We start from the raw sequence: 18,627 nt of genomic DNA, 5'->3' as shown, positions 1-18,627 counted from the left end.
ACCGAGCAGCGCAGCGAGGAGCGAACCGATTAGCAACGTGAGCGAGCATCGCGGCGGGCCCGTCAACATCCTGACCGCCGTGGCCTGGCCCTACGCCAACGGCCCGCGGCACATCGGCCACGTCGCCGGCTTCGGCGTTCCGTCCGACGTCTTCAGCCGCTACCACCGGATGGCCGGCAACAACGTCCTGATGGTGTCGGGAACCGACGAGCACGGCACGCCGATCCAGGTGCAGGCCGAGCGTGAGGGCGTCTCGCCGCGCGAGCTCGCCGACCGCAACAGCCTGGTGATCGCCAAGGACCTGCAGCAGCTGGGCCTTTCCTATGACCTGTTCACCCGCACCACCACGACCAATCACTACGAGGTGACCCAGGCGCTGTTCCTGGGCCTGCTCGACAACGGCTACATCTTCGCCCGCACCGAGCTCGGCGCGATCAGCCCGTCCACCGGCCGGACGCTGCCCGACCGCTACATCGAGGGCACCTGCCCGATCTGCGGGTACCCCAACGCGCGCGGTGACCAGTGCGACAACTGCGGCAACCAGCTGGACCCGGCGGACCTGATCAACCCCCGTTCCAAGATCAACGGCGAGACGCCGAAGTTCGTCGACACCGAGCAGTTCTTCCTCGACCTGCCGGCCTTCGCCGACGTCATCTCGCAATGGCTGCGCGGCCAGTCGCACTGGCGGCCCAACGTGCAGAAGTTCGCGCTGAACCTGCTCGACGATCTCAAGCCGCGAGCCATCACCCGCGACCTGGACTGGGGCATCCCGGTGCCGCTGGAAGGCTGGCGCGACCGCGGTGACAAGCGGATCTACGTCTGGTTCGACGCGGTCATCGGCTACCTGTCGGCCTCGATCGAGTGGGCGGCCCGCTCCGGTGACCCCGAGGCCTGGCGGGCCTGGTGGCAGGAGGAGAACGCGCGGGCCTACTACTTCATGGGCAAGGACAACATCGTCTTTCACGCCGAGATCTGGCCGGCGATGCTGTTCGGCTACTCCGGAATCAGCGACCGGGCGCCCAACGGCGCCAAGCCGGGCCAGCTCGGGGCGCTGAACCGGCCCTTCGACGTGGTGTCCTCGGAGTTCCTCACCATGGAGGGCAAGAAGTTCTCCTCCTCGCGCAACGTCGTCATCTACGTCGGTGACATGCTCTCCCGCTATGACGCCGACGCGCTGCGCTACTACCTGACCAGCGCCGGCCCGGAGAACCAGGACACCGACTTCACCTGGGCGGAGTTCGTCCGGCGCAACAACGACGAGCTGGTGGCCGGCTGGGGCAACCTGGTCAACCGGACGATCTCGATGACCGCCAAGAACCTCGGCGCGATCCCGGCCGCCGGCCAGCTGACCGACGCCGACCGGACCCTGCTCACCTCGTCCTCGGCCGCCTTCGCCACGGTCGGGGCGCTGATCGAGAAGAACCGGCAGAAGGCCGCGCTGGGCGAGGTGATGAAGCTGGTCGGCGAGGCGAACAAGTACCTGTCCGACACCGCGCCGTGGAAGCTGAAGAACGAGAATCCCGAGCGGATGGCCTCGGTGCTGCACACCACCCTGCAGGTGGTCGACGACGTCAAGACGCTGATCACGCCGTTCCTGCCGACCTCGTCGCAGAAGGTGCACCAGGCCCTCGGCGGAACCGGCAGCTGGGCGGCGATGCCCGACCTGGTGGAGGTCGACGAGCCCACCGCGGCCGGCTCGCCGTCCTACTGGGTGCTGACCGGGGACTACCAGACCCAGGCCCGCTGGGTGTCCCAGCCGATCGCGGTGGGTCGGCCGCTGGCGGCGCCGACCCCGATCATCACCAAGCTCGACCCCTCGGTGGTGGACGAGGAGCTGGCCCGGCTCGCCGAGTCATGACCGCGCCACCGGCTCCGCCGCCGCTGGCCGGCACGGTCTTCGACTCGCACTGCCACCTCGACGCGATGTCGGCCCGGTCCGGGCGCTCGCGCCGCGGCGAGCCGGCGGGCCCCGAGTTCACCGCGGCTGTGCTGGCCGAGGCCGCGGCGGTCGGCGTCACCCGGGTGGTGAACGTCGGCTGCGAGGTCGGTGAGTGGGCTTCGGCGCTGGAGTCCACCGCGCACCCTGACGTCTACGCCGCGCTGGCCGTCCATCCGACCGAGGTGGGCGGCCTGACCGAGGCGCACTACGGCGCGCTGGCCGAGCTGCTGCGCCACCCGAAGGTGGTGGCGGTCGGCGAGACCGGCCTGGACTACTACTGGGACCGCACCGAGCCGGCCGAGCAGCAGCGGCATTTCCGCCGGCACATCGAGCTGTCCAAGCAGGTCGGCAAGCCGTTGGTGATCCATGACCGGCAGGCGCACGCCGACGTCCTGCGGATCCTGCGCGAAGAGGGCGCGCCACCGGCCGGGGTCATCTTTCACGCCTTCTCCGGCGACGCCGAGATGGCGCGGGAGTGCGTGGCGGCCGGCTACCTGCTGTCCTTCTCCGGCGTCCTGACGTTCACCAACGCGCCGGAACTGCGCGAAGCGGCCTCGGTCACCCCGCTGGAACAGCTGCTGGTGGAGACCGACGCTCCCTTTCTGACCCCGCACCCCTACCGCGGTCGGCCGAACGCGCCATACCTTATTCCGCACGTTGTGCGCAGTTTATCCGAGCAGAAAAATGTGCCCGAATCAGTGGTGTGCGCCACAATATCCGCCACCGGTGCGCGCGTTTTCGGGTGGTAATGCCTGATTCGGCCTTCAAACCGCAAGATCAAGTTTGGCCATAGCGCTTTCGGCCCGTTACGGTGCTGTGACCGAGCAGAACGCGACAGGCCACAGTCGGCCACACACGATCAAGGGGTTTTCTTGCGTCGCAGCGTGAAGTACGGCCTGTACGGGCTGACGGTAGCGGGGCTTTTGGGTGGCACTGCCACCTGGGCAGCCGTGCCGAGCAGCAAGACCGTCGACCTGAAGATCGACGGCCAATACCAGCAGGTTTCCACCACAGCGAAAAATGTCTCCGACGTCCTGGCCAAGGCCGGCGTCTCGGTCGACAGCCACGACATAGTGGCTCCCGACCTCACTTCTTCGATCGGCGACGGCGCCACCATCGTCGTGCGCCGGGGCCACCTGCTGCACCTGACGGTGGACGGCAAGGCACGCGATGTCTGGGTGAACGCCACCTCGATCGACGAGGCCCTCAGCCAGCTCGGCTACAACTCAGACGCGCTGGTCTCGGTGTCGCGCTCGATGCGGCTGGACACCCTCGGCCGGGGCGCTGCCACCAAGCTGTCGATCGCCTCACCCAAGCGCATCGTGATCAAGGTCGACCGCCGGACCGTGACGGTGACCAGCGCGGCCAAGACCGTCAACGACGCCCTGCGCAGCGCGATGGTGTTCCTGGGCCCGGCCGACCGGCTGTCCGCGCCGCGGGCCAGCGAGGTCCGGAACAACCAGGTGATCAAGGTGCAGCGGGTCCGCTACGGATCCAAGGTCGTCTCGGTGCCGGTGGGCTTCGACCGGCGCACGGTGTCTGACCCCAACAGCTACGTCGGTGAGAACCGCGTCGTCAGCACCGGCCAGCGGGGTGTGAAGCGGGTCAGCTACCGGCTGGTCTACCTCGACGGCAAGCTGTCCAGCCGCGTGCTGCTGGGCGCCAAGGTCGTCAAGGCGCCGGTCGCTCACATCACCGAGATCGGCACCCGGCAGAAGCCGCCCCCGCCGCCACCACCCCCGCCGGCTCCTCCGGCTCCTCCGGTGACCAACCAGCCGGCTCCGCGCACCCCCGCGCCGCCGCCCCCGCCGTCGTCCAACAACGGGCTCAACTGGGACGCCATGGCGGCCTGCGAGTCCGGTGGCAACTGGTCCATCAACACCGGCAACGGTTACTACGGCGGCCTGCAGTTCGACTCGGGCACCTGGTTGTCCAACGGCGGTGGCGCCTACGCCCCGCGAGCTGACCTGGCCACCCGGGAGCAGCAGATCGCGGTCGCGACCAACCTGTACAACGCCCGCGGTGCCAGCCCCTGGCCCACCTGCGGAAGGCTTCTCTAACTAGTCCCCTTTCCCTCGGCTAGCCGCTTTTCAGGCAGCCGTGCGCCCGGATGGCCCTGACCGGCACAGCCTGGCTTTTCCATGCCTGCAGTGCGTTGCGTGCTGCCGGCAATCTTCTTAGGAGTTTTCGTTTTGCATCGCAATGTCAAGTTCGGCCTGTACGGCCTGGTGCTGGCCGGCCTGCTCGGCGGCACCGCCAGTTGGGCCACTGCCAGTGACAACACCGTCAACCTGCGCATCGACGGCCAGGACCGCCAGGTGCAGACTTCGGCCGCCGACGTCCGGGGGGTGCTGGCCGACGCTGACATCTCGGTCGGCGAGCACGACCTGGTCGCGCCGGAGCTGGACGCCAAGGTCGACGACGGCGCCGCCATCGTGGTCCGCCGGGGTGACCTGCTGCACCTGACGGTCAACGGCAAGGCCCGCCAGGTCTGGGTGAACGCCGACTCGGTGGACGAGGCGCTGCGCCAGCTCGGCTACGGCACCCAGAATCTGGTGTCGGTGTCGCGCTCCACCCGCCTGGACAGCAGCACCGCCACCCGGCTCTCGATCACCTCACCCAAGCTGGTCACCTTCAAGGTCGACGGCAAGTCGGTGCGGGTCTCGAGCTTCGGCCCGACCCTGCGCCAGGCGCTGGACCAGGCCAAGCTGCGGCTGGCGCCGCACGACCGGATCTCGGCCAAGGTGACCAGCCCGGTGCGTGACAAGCAGGTCGTCAAGATCACCCGGGTGTCCTACAAGTACAGCGTCACCCGGCAGGCCGTGCCCTACGGCACCGTCCGGCAGGACGATCCGAACCGCGCGGTAGGCGCCAACGCGGTGGTGACCGCCGGCCGCAACGGCCTCAAGCAGGTGACCTACCAGCTGCGCTACGTCGACGGAAAGCTCGCCGGCCGGGTGGTCTATGACGACCACATGGTGCGTTCGACGGTGAGCCGGCGGATCGCGGTGGGCACCAAGCGGCCCACTCCGCCCCCGGCCCCGGTCAGCGCGCCGGTGTCCTCGGGCAGCGCCCAGCAGATCGCGGCCGGCATGGTGTCGGCCCGCGGCTGGGGCAGCGACCAGTTCTCGTGCCTGGTCAGCCTGTGGAACAAGGAGAGCGGCTGGCGCACCACGGCGGCCAACCCGTCCGGCGCCTACGGCATCCCGCAGGCTCTGCCGGGCAGCAAGATGGCCTCGGCCGGCGCTGACTGGCGCACCAACGCCAGCACCCAGATCAGCTGGGGCCTGGGCTACATCGCCGAGGTGTACGGCACCCCGTGCAGCGCCTGGGCGCACTCGCAGGCCACCAACTGGTACTGACCGCCCGCGGCGGAGTTCAGCCGCGCTGAGTAATTCGAGCCGATGCCCGGTGCTTGCGCACCCGGGCATCGGCGTCTTTTCCTGCTCTGCGCGTTCCGTTAGCAGCCGGTTGTCCACAACTGCGTTCACGCGGCCTGACTTGTCGGCCGCACCGCTTATGGTTCGTATGCCATGACGCCCAGCACCGCGGCCCAACCCATGATCCACAACCTGCTAGGCATCCAGTCCAGCGGGGACCGAAACGACACCACACTGACTCACGGTTACATGGCGCGCGGCGTTGAGGTATCAACAGGTTTATTGCCGGTATGAACGGGTGGTGAAGTTGCGGAGGGCTGAGGCATCTACCCATCCGTTGACCTGCCCACTTCCGGGCAGCGCATTGTTCGACTCCTGCTTCGAATTAGCGGAGTCGGTCAAACGCAATCTGGGATGGCTTACCCCTCAGGCATGGGCCGACGCTGCGGGTGAGGGCCGACTCATTGCGGCAGTGTCGGCCGATGGGGCTCTGCTTGGCTACGTGTTGTACCGGTTGCGCCGTAACGACGTCGTCGTGGTTCAGCTAGTCGTTTCACCGTCGGCCCGTAACCGTGGCGTCGCCCGCCAACTAGTGGAGATGGTTTCCGGACTATTTCCTGAACGTCGCGGTATCGCGGTGCGATGCCGCAATGATTACCCGGCCCACCACATGTGGCCTCGACTGGACTTTTATCCGCTTGGAGACAGGCCAGGACGAAGCCTGGCGGGATTGCCACTGACTGACTGGTGGCGCGATCATGGCCATGTCAATCTCATGTCATGGCAAGGGGCACCGGATTCGGTGACATCGGTCGCCGTCGACGCCAACGTCCTCCTGGACTTGAGCGGTGAGGACACCAGCCCAGGCGCCCGCATCACCAACCATGTGTTCCGCGATGTTCTGGACAGCCGCATAGAAGTGTTGGTGACGCCAGAGATGGCCGTGGAATTCGGACGTCAACCCGACCAAGCACGACGGCAGCGGCTGCTAGCGATGTTGACGAACTATCCGGCTCTGGCGGTGCATGCGGATTCAATGTCGCGAGCGCGTCTTGAGCTAGCCTCCTCGGCAGGCTTTCATCCAATATCCCCACGAGATCGCAGCGACTTGAACCATCTGGCGTACGCGCACGCGGCAGGGGTCTCGGTATTCGTCACGCGCGACGGTCCGGCTACCAAGCGGTGGGGTGAGGCGGCGCGTGCGGTCGGCATGACCATGGTCAGCCCTCAGACGCTGGTTACCTTGATCGACGAGCTAGAGTCCGCCCCGACTTACTGGCCTTCAGCGTTGCTCGACACGGGCTACATGGTGCGCGAGGCGGCTGCGGACGACCCTGCCGTCGGTGTCTTCCTCGCCTCAGGGGGCGGTGAACGTCGGAAGGCTTACGATGAGCGGCTGAAGCTTCTGGCGTCTACCCGCCCCCGGTCGCATCGGCGCGTTCTCACTGATCCCGCAGGACAACCGATCGCGCTGTTGGGAACGCTCCCCGGCGATGGCGTCCTGTTCGTAACCATGTTGCGGATGCGTCCGTCTGCTGTCCAGACCAGTCTCGCCGCTCAAATCGCCTCGTTGCTGCGACCGATGGCAGTCGAGGCCGGCGTCGAAGTGGTCAAAGTCAGCGACCCGCATCCACACCCGTTGCTGGTAGAAGGGTTGCTGCGGGACGGTTTCCGTCGCATCGGGGAAAACTTCATCGCTCTCACTGTCAATGCCGTATGCACCCGGGCGGACGTCGGGGCCCGCATTGCTCGCGCAGCGTCTGTCCTTTCGCCTGAGGAGAGGGCCGGTCTAGTAGAGAGTTTCAAGTTGCCAGATAGCAACGACTCCGTGGTTACAGCTGCGTTGGAGCGTCATGTGCGCCCGCTACGTCTCACTGATGCCCCCATGGATACCTGGCTGGTCCCGATAAAGGCTCCATACGCGTCTGCATTATTCGGCTACCCGAGGCAGTTGTTCGAGCGGGACAACGAACTCGGTATAAGTGTGGAGCACGTGTACTACCACGGGGGGTCGGCAACGCCTGTCGTACCGGCGAGGGTGTTGTGGTATCTCAGTGGTCGGCACCACGGTGAGGTCATCGGATGTAGTGAGTTGGCTGAGGCGACGTCGGGTACGCCAAAGGACTTGTTTCGCCGGTTCCGTCGGTTGGGCGTTTATCAGTATTCCGACGTGGCAACGGTGGCTGGTAAGCGAGGTATCGCCAAAGCGTTGCGTGTTCTGAACACCGAACTGTTCGAACGACCGTTGGGCCTGGATGCCTTCCGAGAACTCGCAGCAGCGAACGGTCAGACCCTTCAGCTACGGTCGACCTCGCGGCTCAGAAATGAGCTGTATGTGGCCATCATGAGGGAGGTCCGCGGTGCCAGCTGACTCAGTTGACGAGCGTCTGATGATGCTGTCGATACACCCTCAACACGTTCAGCGGATCTTAGATGGCGTGAAGACGGTGGAGTTGCGCCGCACCCGTCCAGCGGTCGAGCCGGGCCAGCCGGTCGCCATCTATGCGACATCGCCGCGAGCGGCAGTCGTCGCGACCTGCCGGATCGTCCAGGTGGAAGTTGGGTCGCCGGGGGCGCTGTGGGCCAAGGTCGGCGCTGCAGCTGCAATCCGCCGTGAAGAATTCGACGCGTACTACGACGGCGTTTCATTTGCTGTCGCGCTGCACCTGGGCGCGGTCAAGCCGTTGGCATCAGCGGTGTCTCTCAGCGAGTTGAGACTGTCGGGCCGGTTCCAGCCTCCGCAGACGTGGCACTTTCTCGATCATGCCCGGCTTGCTCAGCTATTTGGTCGCCATCCTGCGTCCGCTGTGCTGCATGGGCTGCTTGCCCTACCGGCGTGACGGCCATTGCGACGACGGGCCCCGGACTCAACCGTAGGTCGCGCCGACTCGGCGGCGGGAGTGCCCGCACGTGGTGGAGTTTCTGCAAGGCGCACCAGGACCCGCTCGAGGGTGACAGCGAATAGACTGAGCTCGCCGACCATGGGCCTTGCGGATTCGGACACGAGGGGTAGGTACCGATGACGGGATCGAATCGACGCGAAACCCAGCCGCCGATCAAGCGTGACCCGTTGGCAAAGATAGGTGGCAAGGTCCCGATGTCGGGCTCTGTCGCTGGCTTACGCCCGCCCCCAGGGGGAAGTAGGCCACCCACAACACCAAGCACCGGCAGAAGCAAGTAGCTTGACCGCTTCAAGCAAGTCGAATGGAGCAGGGCGCTTGCCGCGAACCGCGCCGCTCAGATGACCGAGCTACTGGGGCCGGCCCAGATCCGAGAACTGGCCGGGCGTCTTGGGATACGTCCCACCAAGACGCTCGGCCAGAACTTTGTCCACGACCCCAACACCATCCGCCGGATCGTCCGGGCCGCCGAGCTCGAGCCGGACGAGGTCGTGCTGGAGGTCGGCCCCGGGCTGGGATCGCTGAGCCTGGAGCTGCTGGCCGCCAGCAGCCAGCTGACCGCCGTGGAGATCGACCCGCGGTTGGCGGCCGAGCTGCCCGCCACCGTGAGCCACTACGCTCCCGAGCTGGCCGGCCGGTTGCGGGTCGTGCAGGCCGACGCGTTGAGCGTCACGGCGCTGGCGGATCCGCAGCCGACGGCGCTGGTGGCCAACCTGCCCTACAACGTCTCGGTGCCGGTGCTGCTCAACCTGCTGGCGGCGCTGCCCACGATCAGGCACGGCCTGGTGCTGGTGCAGCTCGAGGTCGCCGACCGGCTGGCCGCCGCCCCGGGGTCCAAGGTGTACGGCGTGCCGAGCGCCAAGCTGGCCTGGTACGGCCCGGCGGTCCGGGTCGGCGTGGTGCCGCGCTCGGTGTTCTGGCCGGTCCCCAACGTCGAGTCCGGACTGGTCCGGTTCAGCCGGGGCGCGCCGCCGCCGGGCAACGCCAGCCGGGCAGAGGTGTTCGCGGTGATCGACGCGGCCTTCGCGCAGCGCCGCAAGATGCTGCGCTCGGCACTGGCCGGCTGGGCCGGCTCATCGGCGGCCGCCGAGGCGGCGCTGATCAAGGCCGGGGTCGATCCGACGGCTCGCGGGGAGACCCTGCCGGTGGCGGCCTTCGCCCGGATCGCCGAAGCCCGGCCGGGCTGAATCCCGGCCGGCTGAATTACGGCCGGCCTAGCTGCGGCCGTCGAACAGGCTGGTGACCGAGCCGTCGGAGAAGACTTCCTTGATGGCGCGGGCGATCATCGGGGCGATCGAGATGACGGTCAGCTTGTCGAAGCGCTGCTCGGGCCGCAGCGGCAGCGTGTTGGTGATGATCACCTCGCGGACCCGGCTGTTCTTGAGCCGGTCGGCGGCCGGCTCGGAGAAGATTCCGTGGGTGGCGGCGATGATGACGTCGGAGGCGCCCGCCTCGTAGAGCAGGTCAGCCGCCTTCACCACGCTGCTGCCGGTGTCGATCATGTCGTCGGCCAGGATGCACAGACGTCCGACCACGTCGCCGACGACCCGGTTGGCCACGACGGTGTTGGCCACGTTGGGATCGCGGGTCTTGTGGATGAACGCGATCGGGGCCCCGCCGATCCGGTCGGCCCACTGCTCGGCGGCACGCACCCGGCCGGTGTCGGGGGAGACCACGGTCAGGTTCTCACCGGAGTAGGTGTCGGCCACGTACTTGGCCAGCAACGGCAGCGCGAACAGGTGGTCCACCGGGCCGTCGAAGAAGCCCTGGATCTGGGCGGTGTGCAGGTCGATCGACATGATCCGGTCGGCGCCGGCGGTCTTGAGCAGGTCGGCGATCAGCCGCGCCGAGATCGGCTCGCGGCCGCGGTGCTTCTTGTCCTGCCGGGAGTAGGGGTAGAACGGCGCCACCACGGTGATCCGCTTGGCCGACGCGCGCTTGAGGGCGTCGACCAGGATCAGGGTCTCCATCACCCAGTGGTTGATCGGGGTGGTGTGGGACTGGATCACGAACGCGTCCGAGCCGCGAACCGACTCCTCCGGCCGCACGAAGATCTCGCCGTTGGCGAAGTCCCGGGCGGTCATCGGGGTGATCCGCATGCCGATGTGGCCGGCGATCTCGTCGGCCAGCTCAGGAAACGCCCGACCGGAGAACAGCGTCATGCTCTTGCGGTTGGCTACCTGCAGGTTGCGCGCGCTCTGGTGCTCACCCGCGCCCTGGTGCTCACGCGCGCCCTGGTGCTCACGCGCGCCATGCTGGCCACCCGCGCCCTGCTGGTCACTCGCGCCCTGCCCGCTCATGCCGTGCCCGTTCGTGCTCTGCTCACTCGTGCCCTGCTGGCTGATGTCCTGCTCAATCATGCCCTGCTGCTCCCACTCATGCCTTGCTGCTCCCCAGTCGTGCGGCTCGGGCTGTCCTGGTCCGGTGCTGGTGTGCCGTCCTGTGCCGGTGTGCCGGTGTCCGCCGGACCGGTGGTGGTGGCGGCCGCTTGGGCGGCGGCTGCCGAGGCGGTGCCGGCCCGGCGCCGCAACACCCAGCCTTTCACGTTGCGCTGCGGCGTCCGACCCACCCCCAGGGCTCCGGGCGGGACGTCGGAGGTGATGACCGATCCGGCCGCGGTGTAGGCGCCGTCGCCGACGCTGACCGGTGCCACGAACATGTTGTCCGCGCCGGTCCGGGCGTGGTCGCCGATCTTCGAGCGGTGCTTGTGCACGCCGTCGTAGTTGACGAACACGGTGGCGGCGCCGATGTTGGAGTGCTCGCCGATGCTGGCGTCCCCGACGTAGCTCAGGTGCGGCACCTTGCTCCCGACTCCGATGTCCGAGGCCTTGATCTCGACGTAGGTGCCGATGTGCACTTGATCGGCGAGTTCGGTGCCGGGCCGCAGGTAGGCGAACGGGCCGATCGTGACGCCGGCGCCGACGCTGGCCTGGTTGGCGACCGTCCGGTTCAACACGCTGCCGGCGCCGACCACCGTGTCGGTCAGGGTGCAGTCCGGGCCGATCACCGCGCCGGCCTCGACCCGGGTCGCGCCGTGCAGCTGGACGTTCGGCTTCAGGGTCACGTCGGGCGCCAGGCTGACCTCGGCGTCCACCCAGCAGGTCGCCGGGTCGATCACCCGGACGCCGTCGCGCATGTGCCGCTCCAGCAGCCGCTGGTTGTAGCCGCGGTGCGCGGCCGCCAGCTGGAGCCGGTCGTTGACGCCGGCGGTCTCGTCGGCGGGCGCGGTCAGGGCGCGCACCTCCCGGCCCTCGGCGACGAAGATGCTGACCACCTCGGGCAGGTACTCCTCACCCTGGGCGTTGTCGGTGCTGAGCCGGCCGATCGCCTGGTGCAGCGGGTCGGCGTCGAAGGCGTACACCCCGGCCGACACCTCGGTCACGGCCAGCTCGTCGGGGTCGGCGTCCTTCTGCTCGACCACCCGTAGCACCGAGTTCGGCCTGGCCGGGTCGCCGGTCCGGATCACCCGGCCGTACCCGGTCGGGTCGGCCAGCTCGCTGGTCAGCAGGGTCGCGGCGGCGCCGCTGACGTTATGGGAGTCCAGCAGGCCGGCCAGGGTGCTCGCCGACAGCAGCGGCGCGTCGCCGGGCAGCACCAGCACGGCGCCGGTGACCGGCCGGTCGGCGGCCAGTTGCTCCAGCGCCACCCGGACGGCGTGCCCGGTGCCGTTCTGCTGCTCCTGCACCACCGGCACGGCGGCCGGGGCGATCTTGGCCAGCTCGGCGGCGACCTCGTCTCGGCGGTGCCCGATCACCACCGCGGTGCGCTCGGCAGCCAGGCCCGCCGTCGCCGCCAGCGCGTGGCCGAGCAGCGTGCGGCCGGCGAAGGAGTGCAACACCTTGGGCAGCGCGGGCGACTTCATCCGGCTGCCCTCGCCCGCGGCCAGGACGATGATTGTGAGCGGCGGGCGCGCGATCGAGGCGTCGAGGGCGGTCACGAGCCGGAGCCTAGCCGAACTCGGCCGGTGTTCCGGCCGCGACAGCAGCGCTCATCCCAACACCGGCGACCGGCGGCGAATACCGAGCTATTGCTGGGAGACTGGGATTCGAACCCAGACTGCACGGCTCCAAAGGCCGGCGGGCTGCCGATTACCCCATCTCCCACTGCGTGCCCTGCCGCCCAGCGGCGAGCACTCGACGCCAGACAGCTTACGCGCTGGCTTTCACAGTGCGGTCTCGACAAACCTACGGTACCGTAGGTTACGCTGGAGTAGCCAGGCTGGAACCGGGCCTGCTGAGAACGACACATATAGCCGCGCCGAAACCACCGCGCCGGCTCACCATATATCCCGCTCACCCATCAGGGAGCCAGCTTATGACCATGCTCGAGGACACGCCGGGCGCCACCCCGCCGAGCCACCGCCCGCACAACCTGCAGGACGGACGCAATCTGCAGGACGGCCAGCCTTTGCGGGACGGCCACGGCTTGCAGGACGGCCAGCCGGGCGCCAAGCCGATGATCTCCGGACGCAAGGGCCTATCGGAGCAGGTGCTGCTCTACGTGTTCGTGGTGGTGCCGTTCCTGGCGGTGCTGGCCGCCGTCCCGCTGGCCTGGGGCTGGGGAATCGGCTGGATGGAGCTGAGCATCGCGCTGGTCTTCTACGTGGTCTCCGCGTTGGGCATCACGGTGGGATTCCACCGCTACTTCACCCACGGCGCGTTCAAGGCCAACCGGGGCCTCAAAATCGCGCTCGCGATCGCCGGCTCGCTGGCCATCGAGGGCCCGGTGATCCGCTGGGTCGCCGACCACCGTCGGCACCACGCGTTCTCCGACCGCGAAGGCGACCCGCACTCGCCGTGGCGCTTCGGAGCGTCGGCCCGCGGGCTCGTCAAGGGCTTCTGGTACGCCCACCTCGGCTGGATGTTCGACTCCGAGCGCACCAACCAGGCCAAGTACGCCCCCGACCTGCAGGCCGATCCGGACCTGGTCCGGATCGACAAGCAGTTCCCGCTCTGGGTGGCCTTCACGCTGCTGGCCCCGGCGGTGCTGGGCGGGCTGATCAGCTGGTCGTGGACCGGCGCGCTGAGCACGTTCTTCTGGGCCTCGCTGGTGCGACTGTGCCTGCTGCACCACGTGACCTGGTCGATCAACTCGGTCTGCCACCTGATCGGCGAGCGGCCCTACGCCTCGCGGGACCGGTCGGCGAACTTCTGGCCGCTGGCGATCCTGAGCATGGGCGAGTCCTGGCACAACAGCCACCACGCCGACCCGACCTGCGCCCGGCACGGCGTCGACCGCGGCCAGCTCGACATTTCGGCCCGGACGATCTGGCTGCTGGAGAAGTTCGGCTGGGCGAGCGAGGTCCGCTGGCCGCGCCGGGACCGGTTCGACAAGCTGGCCGCGCGCCGGGCGGCCGAGCGCACCGAGGAGCGGGCCGCCGCCTGAGCCAGGCTCAGGTGACCGCCGCCCGCCGGGCGAACCGGGGCTCGCGGTAGCTGCCGTCGGCCATGATCTCGGCCAGCGTGGCCATTCCCCGGTGCACCTCGGTGAAGCTGAGGTACATCGGGGTGAAACCCAGCCGCAGCAGGTCGGGCGCCCGGAAGTCACCGATGACACCGCGCTCGATCAGCGCCTGGCAGACCTGGTAGGCATCGGGCATCCGCAGCGAGACCTGCGAGCCGCGCAGCTCCGGCCGGCGCGGGGTGACCACCTCGACCCCGAAACCGGCCAGCCGCTGGTCGGCGAAGTCGATCACCTGCTGGGTCAGCGCCAGGGACTTGGCGCGCAACCGCTCGATGCCCACCCCGTCGAAGGCGGACAGCGCGGCCTGCAGCGCCACCATCGACAGCAGCGCCGGGGTGCCGATCCGGGCCTGCTCGATCGAGTCGGCGGGAACGTAACTGCCGTTGAGGCCGAACGGCTCGCGGTGCCCGTTCCAGCCGGTCAACGGCAGCTGAACGTGGCGCTGATGGCGGTGGGCGATGTAGATGAAGGCGGGGGAGCCCGGCCCGCCGTTGAGGTACTTGTAGGTGCAGCCGACCGCCAGGTCCGCCCCGATCTCGTCCAGCGCGACCGGCAGCGCGCCGATGGCGTGGCAGAGGTCCCAGACCATCACCGCGCCGGCCGCCTGCGCCGTCCGGGTCAGCTCGGCGGCGTCGAACAGCTCGCCGGTGCGGTAGTCGACCAGTGAGAACGACACCGCCGCCACCTGCTCGCCGTGTTCGTCGAGGTAGGCCTTCAGCTCGGACGGGTGCAGCCGGACCACCCGCAGGCCCAGCAGCCGGCCCACCGAGTCGGCCAGGTACTGGTCGCTGGGAAAGTTCACCCCGTCGGTCAGCAGCGTCGACCGGTCCGGTCGCAGCCGGCAGGCCGCGGTGATCGCCTGGAACAGCTGCACCGAGGTCGAGTCGCCGCACATCACCTGGCCCTCGCCGGCGCCGATAAAACCGGCGAGCTGGTTGCCGACCCGCCCGGGCAGGCCCCACCAGTCGTGGATGTTCCAGGACGTGATCAGGTCCTGGCCCCATTGCCGGCGCACCAGTTCGGTGACCGCGGGCAGCACCACCCGCGGCAGCGGGCCGAGGGAGTTGCCGTCCAGGTAGACCGTGCCGTCCGGGAGCTCGAACCTCTCGCGCAGGTGGGCCAGCTCGTCACCGGCGTCGGCCAGCCGGGCCGCTGCCAGCAGCGGGTCCTCAGCGGCGGCGCCGGGCTCAGGCAGGCTCGCCAGCCGGCCCGTCGAGTGCTGGTCGGCATCCGGTGCGACGGTCAGAGCGGCGTCCGGTGCGGTGGTGGTCGGCGAGTCGGTCATGGGTCAATGATGGCAAGTCGCCGGTGTGCGCGAAAACCGCCGTGGCGCGGCGTCCGGGGAGGATACGCAAGAATGGGCACGGTGACCGACAGCCAGAGCAGGCCCCGGGTTCGGATGACCGGTAAGGAACGGCGCGAGCAACTGCTGGACGTCGGGCGGGCGCTGTTCGCCGAGAAGGGCTTCGAAGTCACCTCGATCGAAGAGATCGCGACCCGGGCCGGGGTCAGCAAGCCGGTGGTCTACGAGCACTTCGGGGGCAAGGAAGGCCTGTACGCGGTGGTGGTGGACCGCGAGATGCGCAACCTGATGGAAGCGGTCACCTCGGCCCTGACCGGCACCAACCCCCGGGCGCTGGTCGAGCAGGCCGCCCTGGCGCTGCTGACCTACATCGAGGAGCAGACCGACGGCTTCCGGATCCTGGTCCGGGACTCCCCGGTGGCCACCAGCACCGGGACCTTCTCCTCGCTGCTGAACGACATCGCCAGCCAGGTGGAGTACATCCTGGTCCGCGAGTTCGACGCCCGGAAGCTCAACCCGAAGCTGGCCGGCATGTACGCCCAGATGCTGGTGGGCATGGTGGCCCTGACCGGGCAGTGGTGGCTCGAGGTGCGCAAGCCCAAGCGCGAAGAGGTGGCCGCGCACCTGGTGAACCTGGGCTGGAACGGCCTGCGGGGCCTGGAGGCCAAGCCGAAGCTGTCGCTGGAGTCCTGAGCCCGTCCGGTCAGGCGCTACAGCTCCTCCGAAAGCTCCAGCCAGCTGTGCTCGGCGGCCTCCTTGGACTCCAGCACCTCGCGCAGCTCGGCGTCGAGCGCGCTGATCCGGGTGTAGTCGGTGGCGTGCTCGGCCAGCGCCTGGTGCAGCTCGGCCTCCCGGCGGTCCAGCTTGGAGATCTCGCGCTCCAGCCGGGACAGCTCCTTGCGGGTCGCCCGCGGGTCGGACTTGCGCGCCGGCTTGGGAGAAGCCGGCTGGCTGGTCGGCTCGGCGGCCCGCAGGTCGGCCGCGCGGCGTCGCAGGTACTCATCGATCCCGCCCGGCAGCGCCGCGATCGAGCCGTCGCCCAGCAGCGCCACTGTCGAATCGCAGACCCGCTCGATCAGGTACCGGTCGTGGCTGACGACCACCAGGGTGCCGGCCCAGGAGTCCAGCAGGTCCTCCAGCTCGGCGAGGGTGTCGGTGTCCAGGTCGTTGGTCGGCTCGTCCAGCAGCAGCACGTTGGGCTGGGTGAGCAGCAGCCGCAGCAGTTGCAGCCGGCGCCGCTCGCCGCCGGACAGGTCGCTCACCGGCGTCCACTGCCGCTCGTTGGCGAAGCCGAACCGCTCGGCCAGCTGGCTGGCCGACTGCTCGACGCCGTCGAGCACCGCGGTGCCGCGCACCTCGGTCACCGCCTCGATCACCCGCAACTGCGACGGCAGCTCGGTGACGTTCTGGGACAGGTAACCGACCCGGACGGTCTGGCCGATCACCACCTTGCCGGCCTCGGGAGCCAGCTCGCCGGCCAGCAGCCGCAGCAGGTGGGTCTTGCCCGAGCCGTTGACGCCGATGATCCCGATCCGGTCACCGGGGCCGACATGCCAGGTGGCGTGGGAGAACAGCGTCCGGGCGGTGTCGCCGCTGCCGACCGAGAGCGTCACGTCCTCGACGTCATAGACGGTGCGGCCCAGTCGCTTGGCCGACAGCGCCCGCAACTCGACGGCGCTGCGCACCGGCGGGACGTCGGCGATCAGGGCCTCGGCGGCCTCGATCCGGAACTTGGGCTTGGAGGTGCGGGCCGGCGGGCCCCGGCGCAACCAGGCCAGCTCCTTGCGCAGCAGGTTCTGCCGCCGGGCCTCGCTGGCGCTGGCCTGCCGGTCGCGCTCGGCCCGGGCCAGCACGTAGGCGGCGTACCCGCCGTCGAAGCTGCGGACCGAGCCGTCGGTCACCTCCCAGGTGCGGGTGCAGACCGCGTCGAGGAACCAGCGGTCGTGGGTGACGGCCAGCAGCGCGCCGCGGCGCCGGTTGAGGTGCTCGGCCAGCCAGGTGACCCCTTCGATGTCGAGGTGGTTGGTCGGCTCGTCCAGCACCAGCAGGTCGGCGTCGGTGACCAGCGCGGCGGCCAGCGACACCCGGCGGCGCTCGCCACCGGACATCCGGTCCACCAGGGTGTCCAGGCCCAGCGCTGCCAGTCCCAGGCCGCTGAGCACCTCGCGGATGGCGGCGTCACCGGCCCAGACGTGCTCGGCGGCGTCGCCCACCACCAGGTCCCGCACGGTGGAGCCGGAGTTCAGGTGACCGGCCTGGTCGACGGCGGCGATCCGCAGCCCGCCGGTAGCGGTGGAGCGGCCGGAGTCCGGTGGCTCGGCGCCGGTGATCATCCGAAGCAGGGTGGACTTGCCGCCGCCGTTGCGCCCGACCACGCCGATCCGGTCGCGGTCACCGACGCCGAGGGACACCGCCTCGAGCACCGAGGTGGTGCCGTAACCCTTGGAGACGTTCTCCAGGTTGACCAGGTTCGCCATCAGCCCGACACCGCCATCAGCCCGACACCGCCATCAGCCCGACACCGTCGCTCGGGCGTTGCCGCCGGCCACCGCCAGGGCCTGCCGGCAGCTGCCGGTGCCGGCCAGCGCCCGGGCCAGCGTCCGGGCGTGCGCCTCATCACGAGCCAGGAACGCGCAGGTCGGCCCCGAGCCGGAGACGATGCCGGCCAGCGCGCCGCAGTCCTGCCCGGCAGCCAGGGTGGCGGCCAGGTAGGGCGCCAGCGCGATCGCGGCCGGTTGCAGGTCATTGGCCAGCCGGCCGGCCAGCAGCCCGGGATCTCCGCTGGCCACGGCCTCCAGCACTCCGCTGGCAGTGACCGCCGCGACCGGGTCGCCGGCGGCCCCGGCCTGGTCAGAGCCGCGCCGGCGATCCAGCTCGGCATAGACCGCCGGCGTGGACAGCCCGCCGTGGGCCACCGCCAGCACCCAGTGGAACTCCCGCCCGCCCTGGATCGGGCGCAGCCGCTCGCCGCGTCCGGAGCCCACCGCCGAACCACCGAGCAGGGCGAAGGCCACGTCGCTGCCCAGCTGGGCCGCCAGTCCGGCCAGCTCGCCGGCCGGCAGCCCCAGTCCCCAGAGCCGGTCGCAGGCCAGCAGCGCGGCGGCGGCGTCGGCCGAGCCACCGGCCAGGCCGGCGGCGACCGGAATCCGCTTGTCGATCACGAGCTCGGCGTGGGCCGGGACGCCGCCGTGTTCGGCCAGCAGGCTCGCCGCCCGCCAGGCCAGGTTGCGCTGGTCGGTGGGCAGCCCGGCGCTCTCGGCGCCGGTCAGCGTCAGGGTCAGCGACTCGGCGGGCGCGGCGCTCAGCTGGTCGGTCAGCTCCAGCGCGTGGAACACCGTGCCGATCTGGTGGAAGCCGTCGGCGCCCAGCGGCCCCACCGCCAGCTGAAGGTTGATCTTGGCGGGAACCCGGACGCTCACCCGCTCGGCAGTCTGGGACACGGCTGCGATGCTAGTGCGCGCCGTGACGTCCCGATCACCACGCGGGCCGGCGTCGGGCGCGGGGCCACCCGATTTCCTCGGTGGCTCAACTGCCTTGTAGGATTGCAGGGTTGCCTCGGCGAGGGAGCCCGCAGAACCGGTCAGCTGTCCCGACCGTCCTGGTGAGCCCCGTTATCGACGCGGTGCTTGCCGGCGCTGTGTT

The 18,627-nt window shown here is 69.4% G+C and carries 14 protein-coding genes and 1 tRNA gene; 9 read left to right on the top strand and 6 right to left on the bottom strand.

Annotation, left to right across the window (positions count from 1 at the left end):
* Window positions 1-37: 37 nt before the first annotated feature.
* From metG to rsmA, 7 genes are all read left to right on the top strand, one after another.
* Complete coding sequence (metG, locus tag VF557_12650) at window positions 38-1,858, top strand: methionine--tRNA ligase (GenBank protein ID HEX8081053.1); 1,821 nt, start codon at window positions 38-40, stop codon at window positions 1,856-1,858.
* Complete coding sequence (locus tag VF557_12645) at window positions 1,855-2,688, top strand: TatD family hydrolase (GenBank protein HEX8081052.1); 834 nt, start codon at window positions 1,855-1,857, stop codon at window positions 2,686-2,688. The genes metG and VF557_12645 overlap by 4 nt, the downstream gene beginning before the upstream one ends.
* Window positions 2,689-2,811: 123 nt before the next feature.
* A complete protein-coding gene (locus tag VF557_12640; GenBank protein HEX8081051.1) occupies window positions 2,812-3,999 on the top strand; it encodes a transglycosylase family protein in 1,188 nt (395 codons plus the stop codon).
* A gap of 132 nt (window positions 4,000-4,131) precedes the next feature.
* On the top strand, window positions 4,132-5,301 hold the full coding sequence (locus tag VF557_12635; GenBank protein ID HEX8081050.1) for a ubiquitin-like domain-containing protein: 1,170 nt from the start codon (window positions 4,132-4,134) through the stop codon (window positions 5,299-5,301).
* 316 nt (window positions 5,302-5,617) lie between these two features.
* Complete coding sequence (locus VF557_12630; GenBank protein HEX8081049.1) at window positions 5,618-7,690, top strand: GNAT family N-acetyltransferase; 2,073 nt, start codon at window positions 5,618-5,620, stop codon at window positions 7,688-7,690.
* A gap of 19 nt (window positions 7,691-7,709) precedes the next feature.
* Window positions 7,710-8,159: an ASCH domain-containing protein gene (locus VF557_12625; protein ID HEX8081048.1), complete on the top strand. Its 450-nt coding sequence runs from the start codon at window positions 7,710-7,712 to the stop codon at window positions 8,157-8,159.
* A 401-nt stretch (window positions 8,160-8,560) separates the two neighbouring features.
* Entirely contained in the window at window positions 8,561-9,406 is an 846-nt protein-coding gene (gene rsmA / locus VF557_12620) for a 16S rRNA (adenine(1518)-N(6)/adenine(1519)-N(6))-dimethyltransferase RsmA (GenBank protein ID HEX8081047.1), read from the top strand.
* 27 nt (window positions 9,407-9,433) lie between these two features.
* On the opposite strand, the gene VF557_12615 is transcribed toward rsmA, so the two are convergent.
* The 3 genes from VF557_12615 to VF557_12605 form a co-directional block, all read right to left on the bottom strand.
* Window positions 9,434-10,579 carry a ribose-phosphate diphosphokinase gene (locus VF557_12615; GenBank protein HEX8081046.1) on the bottom strand — a complete coding sequence of 382 codons (1,146 nt, stop codon included), beginning with the start codon at window positions 10,577-10,579 and terminating at the stop codon, window positions 9,434-9,436.
* Complete coding sequence (gene glmU, locus VF557_12610) at window positions 10,576-12,156, bottom strand: bifunctional UDP-N-acetylglucosamine diphosphorylase/glucosamine-1-phosphate N-acetyltransferase GlmU (protein HEX8081045.1); 1,581 nt, start codon at window positions 12,154-12,156, stop codon at window positions 10,576-10,578. The genes VF557_12615 and glmU overlap by 4 nt, the downstream gene beginning before the upstream one ends.
* A 93-nt stretch (window positions 12,157-12,249) precedes the next feature.
* Window positions 12,250-12,322: transfer RNA gene (locus tag VF557_12605), tRNA-Gln, on the bottom strand.
* A gap of 211 nt (window positions 12,323-12,533) precedes the next feature.
* Between VF557_12605 and VF557_12600 the strand changes: the two genes are divergently transcribed.
* Window positions 12,534-13,604, top strand: coding sequence for a fatty acid desaturase (locus tag VF557_12600; protein ID HEX8081044.1), 1,071 nt, complete (start codon window positions 12,534-12,536; stop codon window positions 13,602-13,604).
* Between the two features lie 7 nt (window positions 13,605-13,611).
* On the opposite strand, the gene kynU is transcribed toward VF557_12600, so the two are convergent.
* Window positions 13,612-14,967, bottom strand: coding sequence for a kynureninase (gene kynU, locus VF557_12595; GenBank protein HEX8081043.1), 1,356 nt, complete (start codon window positions 14,965-14,967; stop codon window positions 13,612-13,614).
* A gap of 72 nt (window positions 14,968-15,039) precedes the next feature.
* Between kynU and VF557_12590 the strand changes: the two genes are divergently transcribed.
* Entirely contained in the window at window positions 15,040-15,678 is a 639-nt protein-coding gene (locus tag VF557_12590; protein HEX8081042.1) for a TetR/AcrR family transcriptional regulator, read from the top strand.
* A gap of 17 nt (window positions 15,679-15,695) precedes the next feature.
* Here the strand turns inward: VF557_12590 and VF557_12585 are convergent, their stop codons facing one another.
* Window positions 15,696-17,462 (bottom strand): ABC-F family ATP-binding cassette domain-containing protein, encoded by a 1,767-nt coding sequence (locus VF557_12585; protein HEX8081041.1) that lies wholly within the window; start codon window positions 17,460-17,462, stop codon window positions 15,696-15,698.
* 33 nt (window positions 17,463-17,495) lie between these two features.
* A complete protein-coding gene (locus VF557_12580) occupies window positions 17,496-18,425 on the bottom strand; it encodes a 4-(cytidine 5'-diphospho)-2-C-methyl-D-erythritol kinase (GenBank protein ID HEX8081040.1) in 930 nt (309 codons plus the stop codon).
* Window positions 18,426-18,627: the final 202 nt, after the last annotated feature.

The sequence above is a fragment of the Jatrophihabitans sp. genome, assembly GCA_036389035.1.
GTDB lineage: Bacteria > Actinomycetota > Actinomycetes > Mycobacteriales > Jatrophihabitantaceae > Jatrophihabitans_A.
This window is presented reverse-complemented; position numbering and strand designations above follow the sequence as displayed.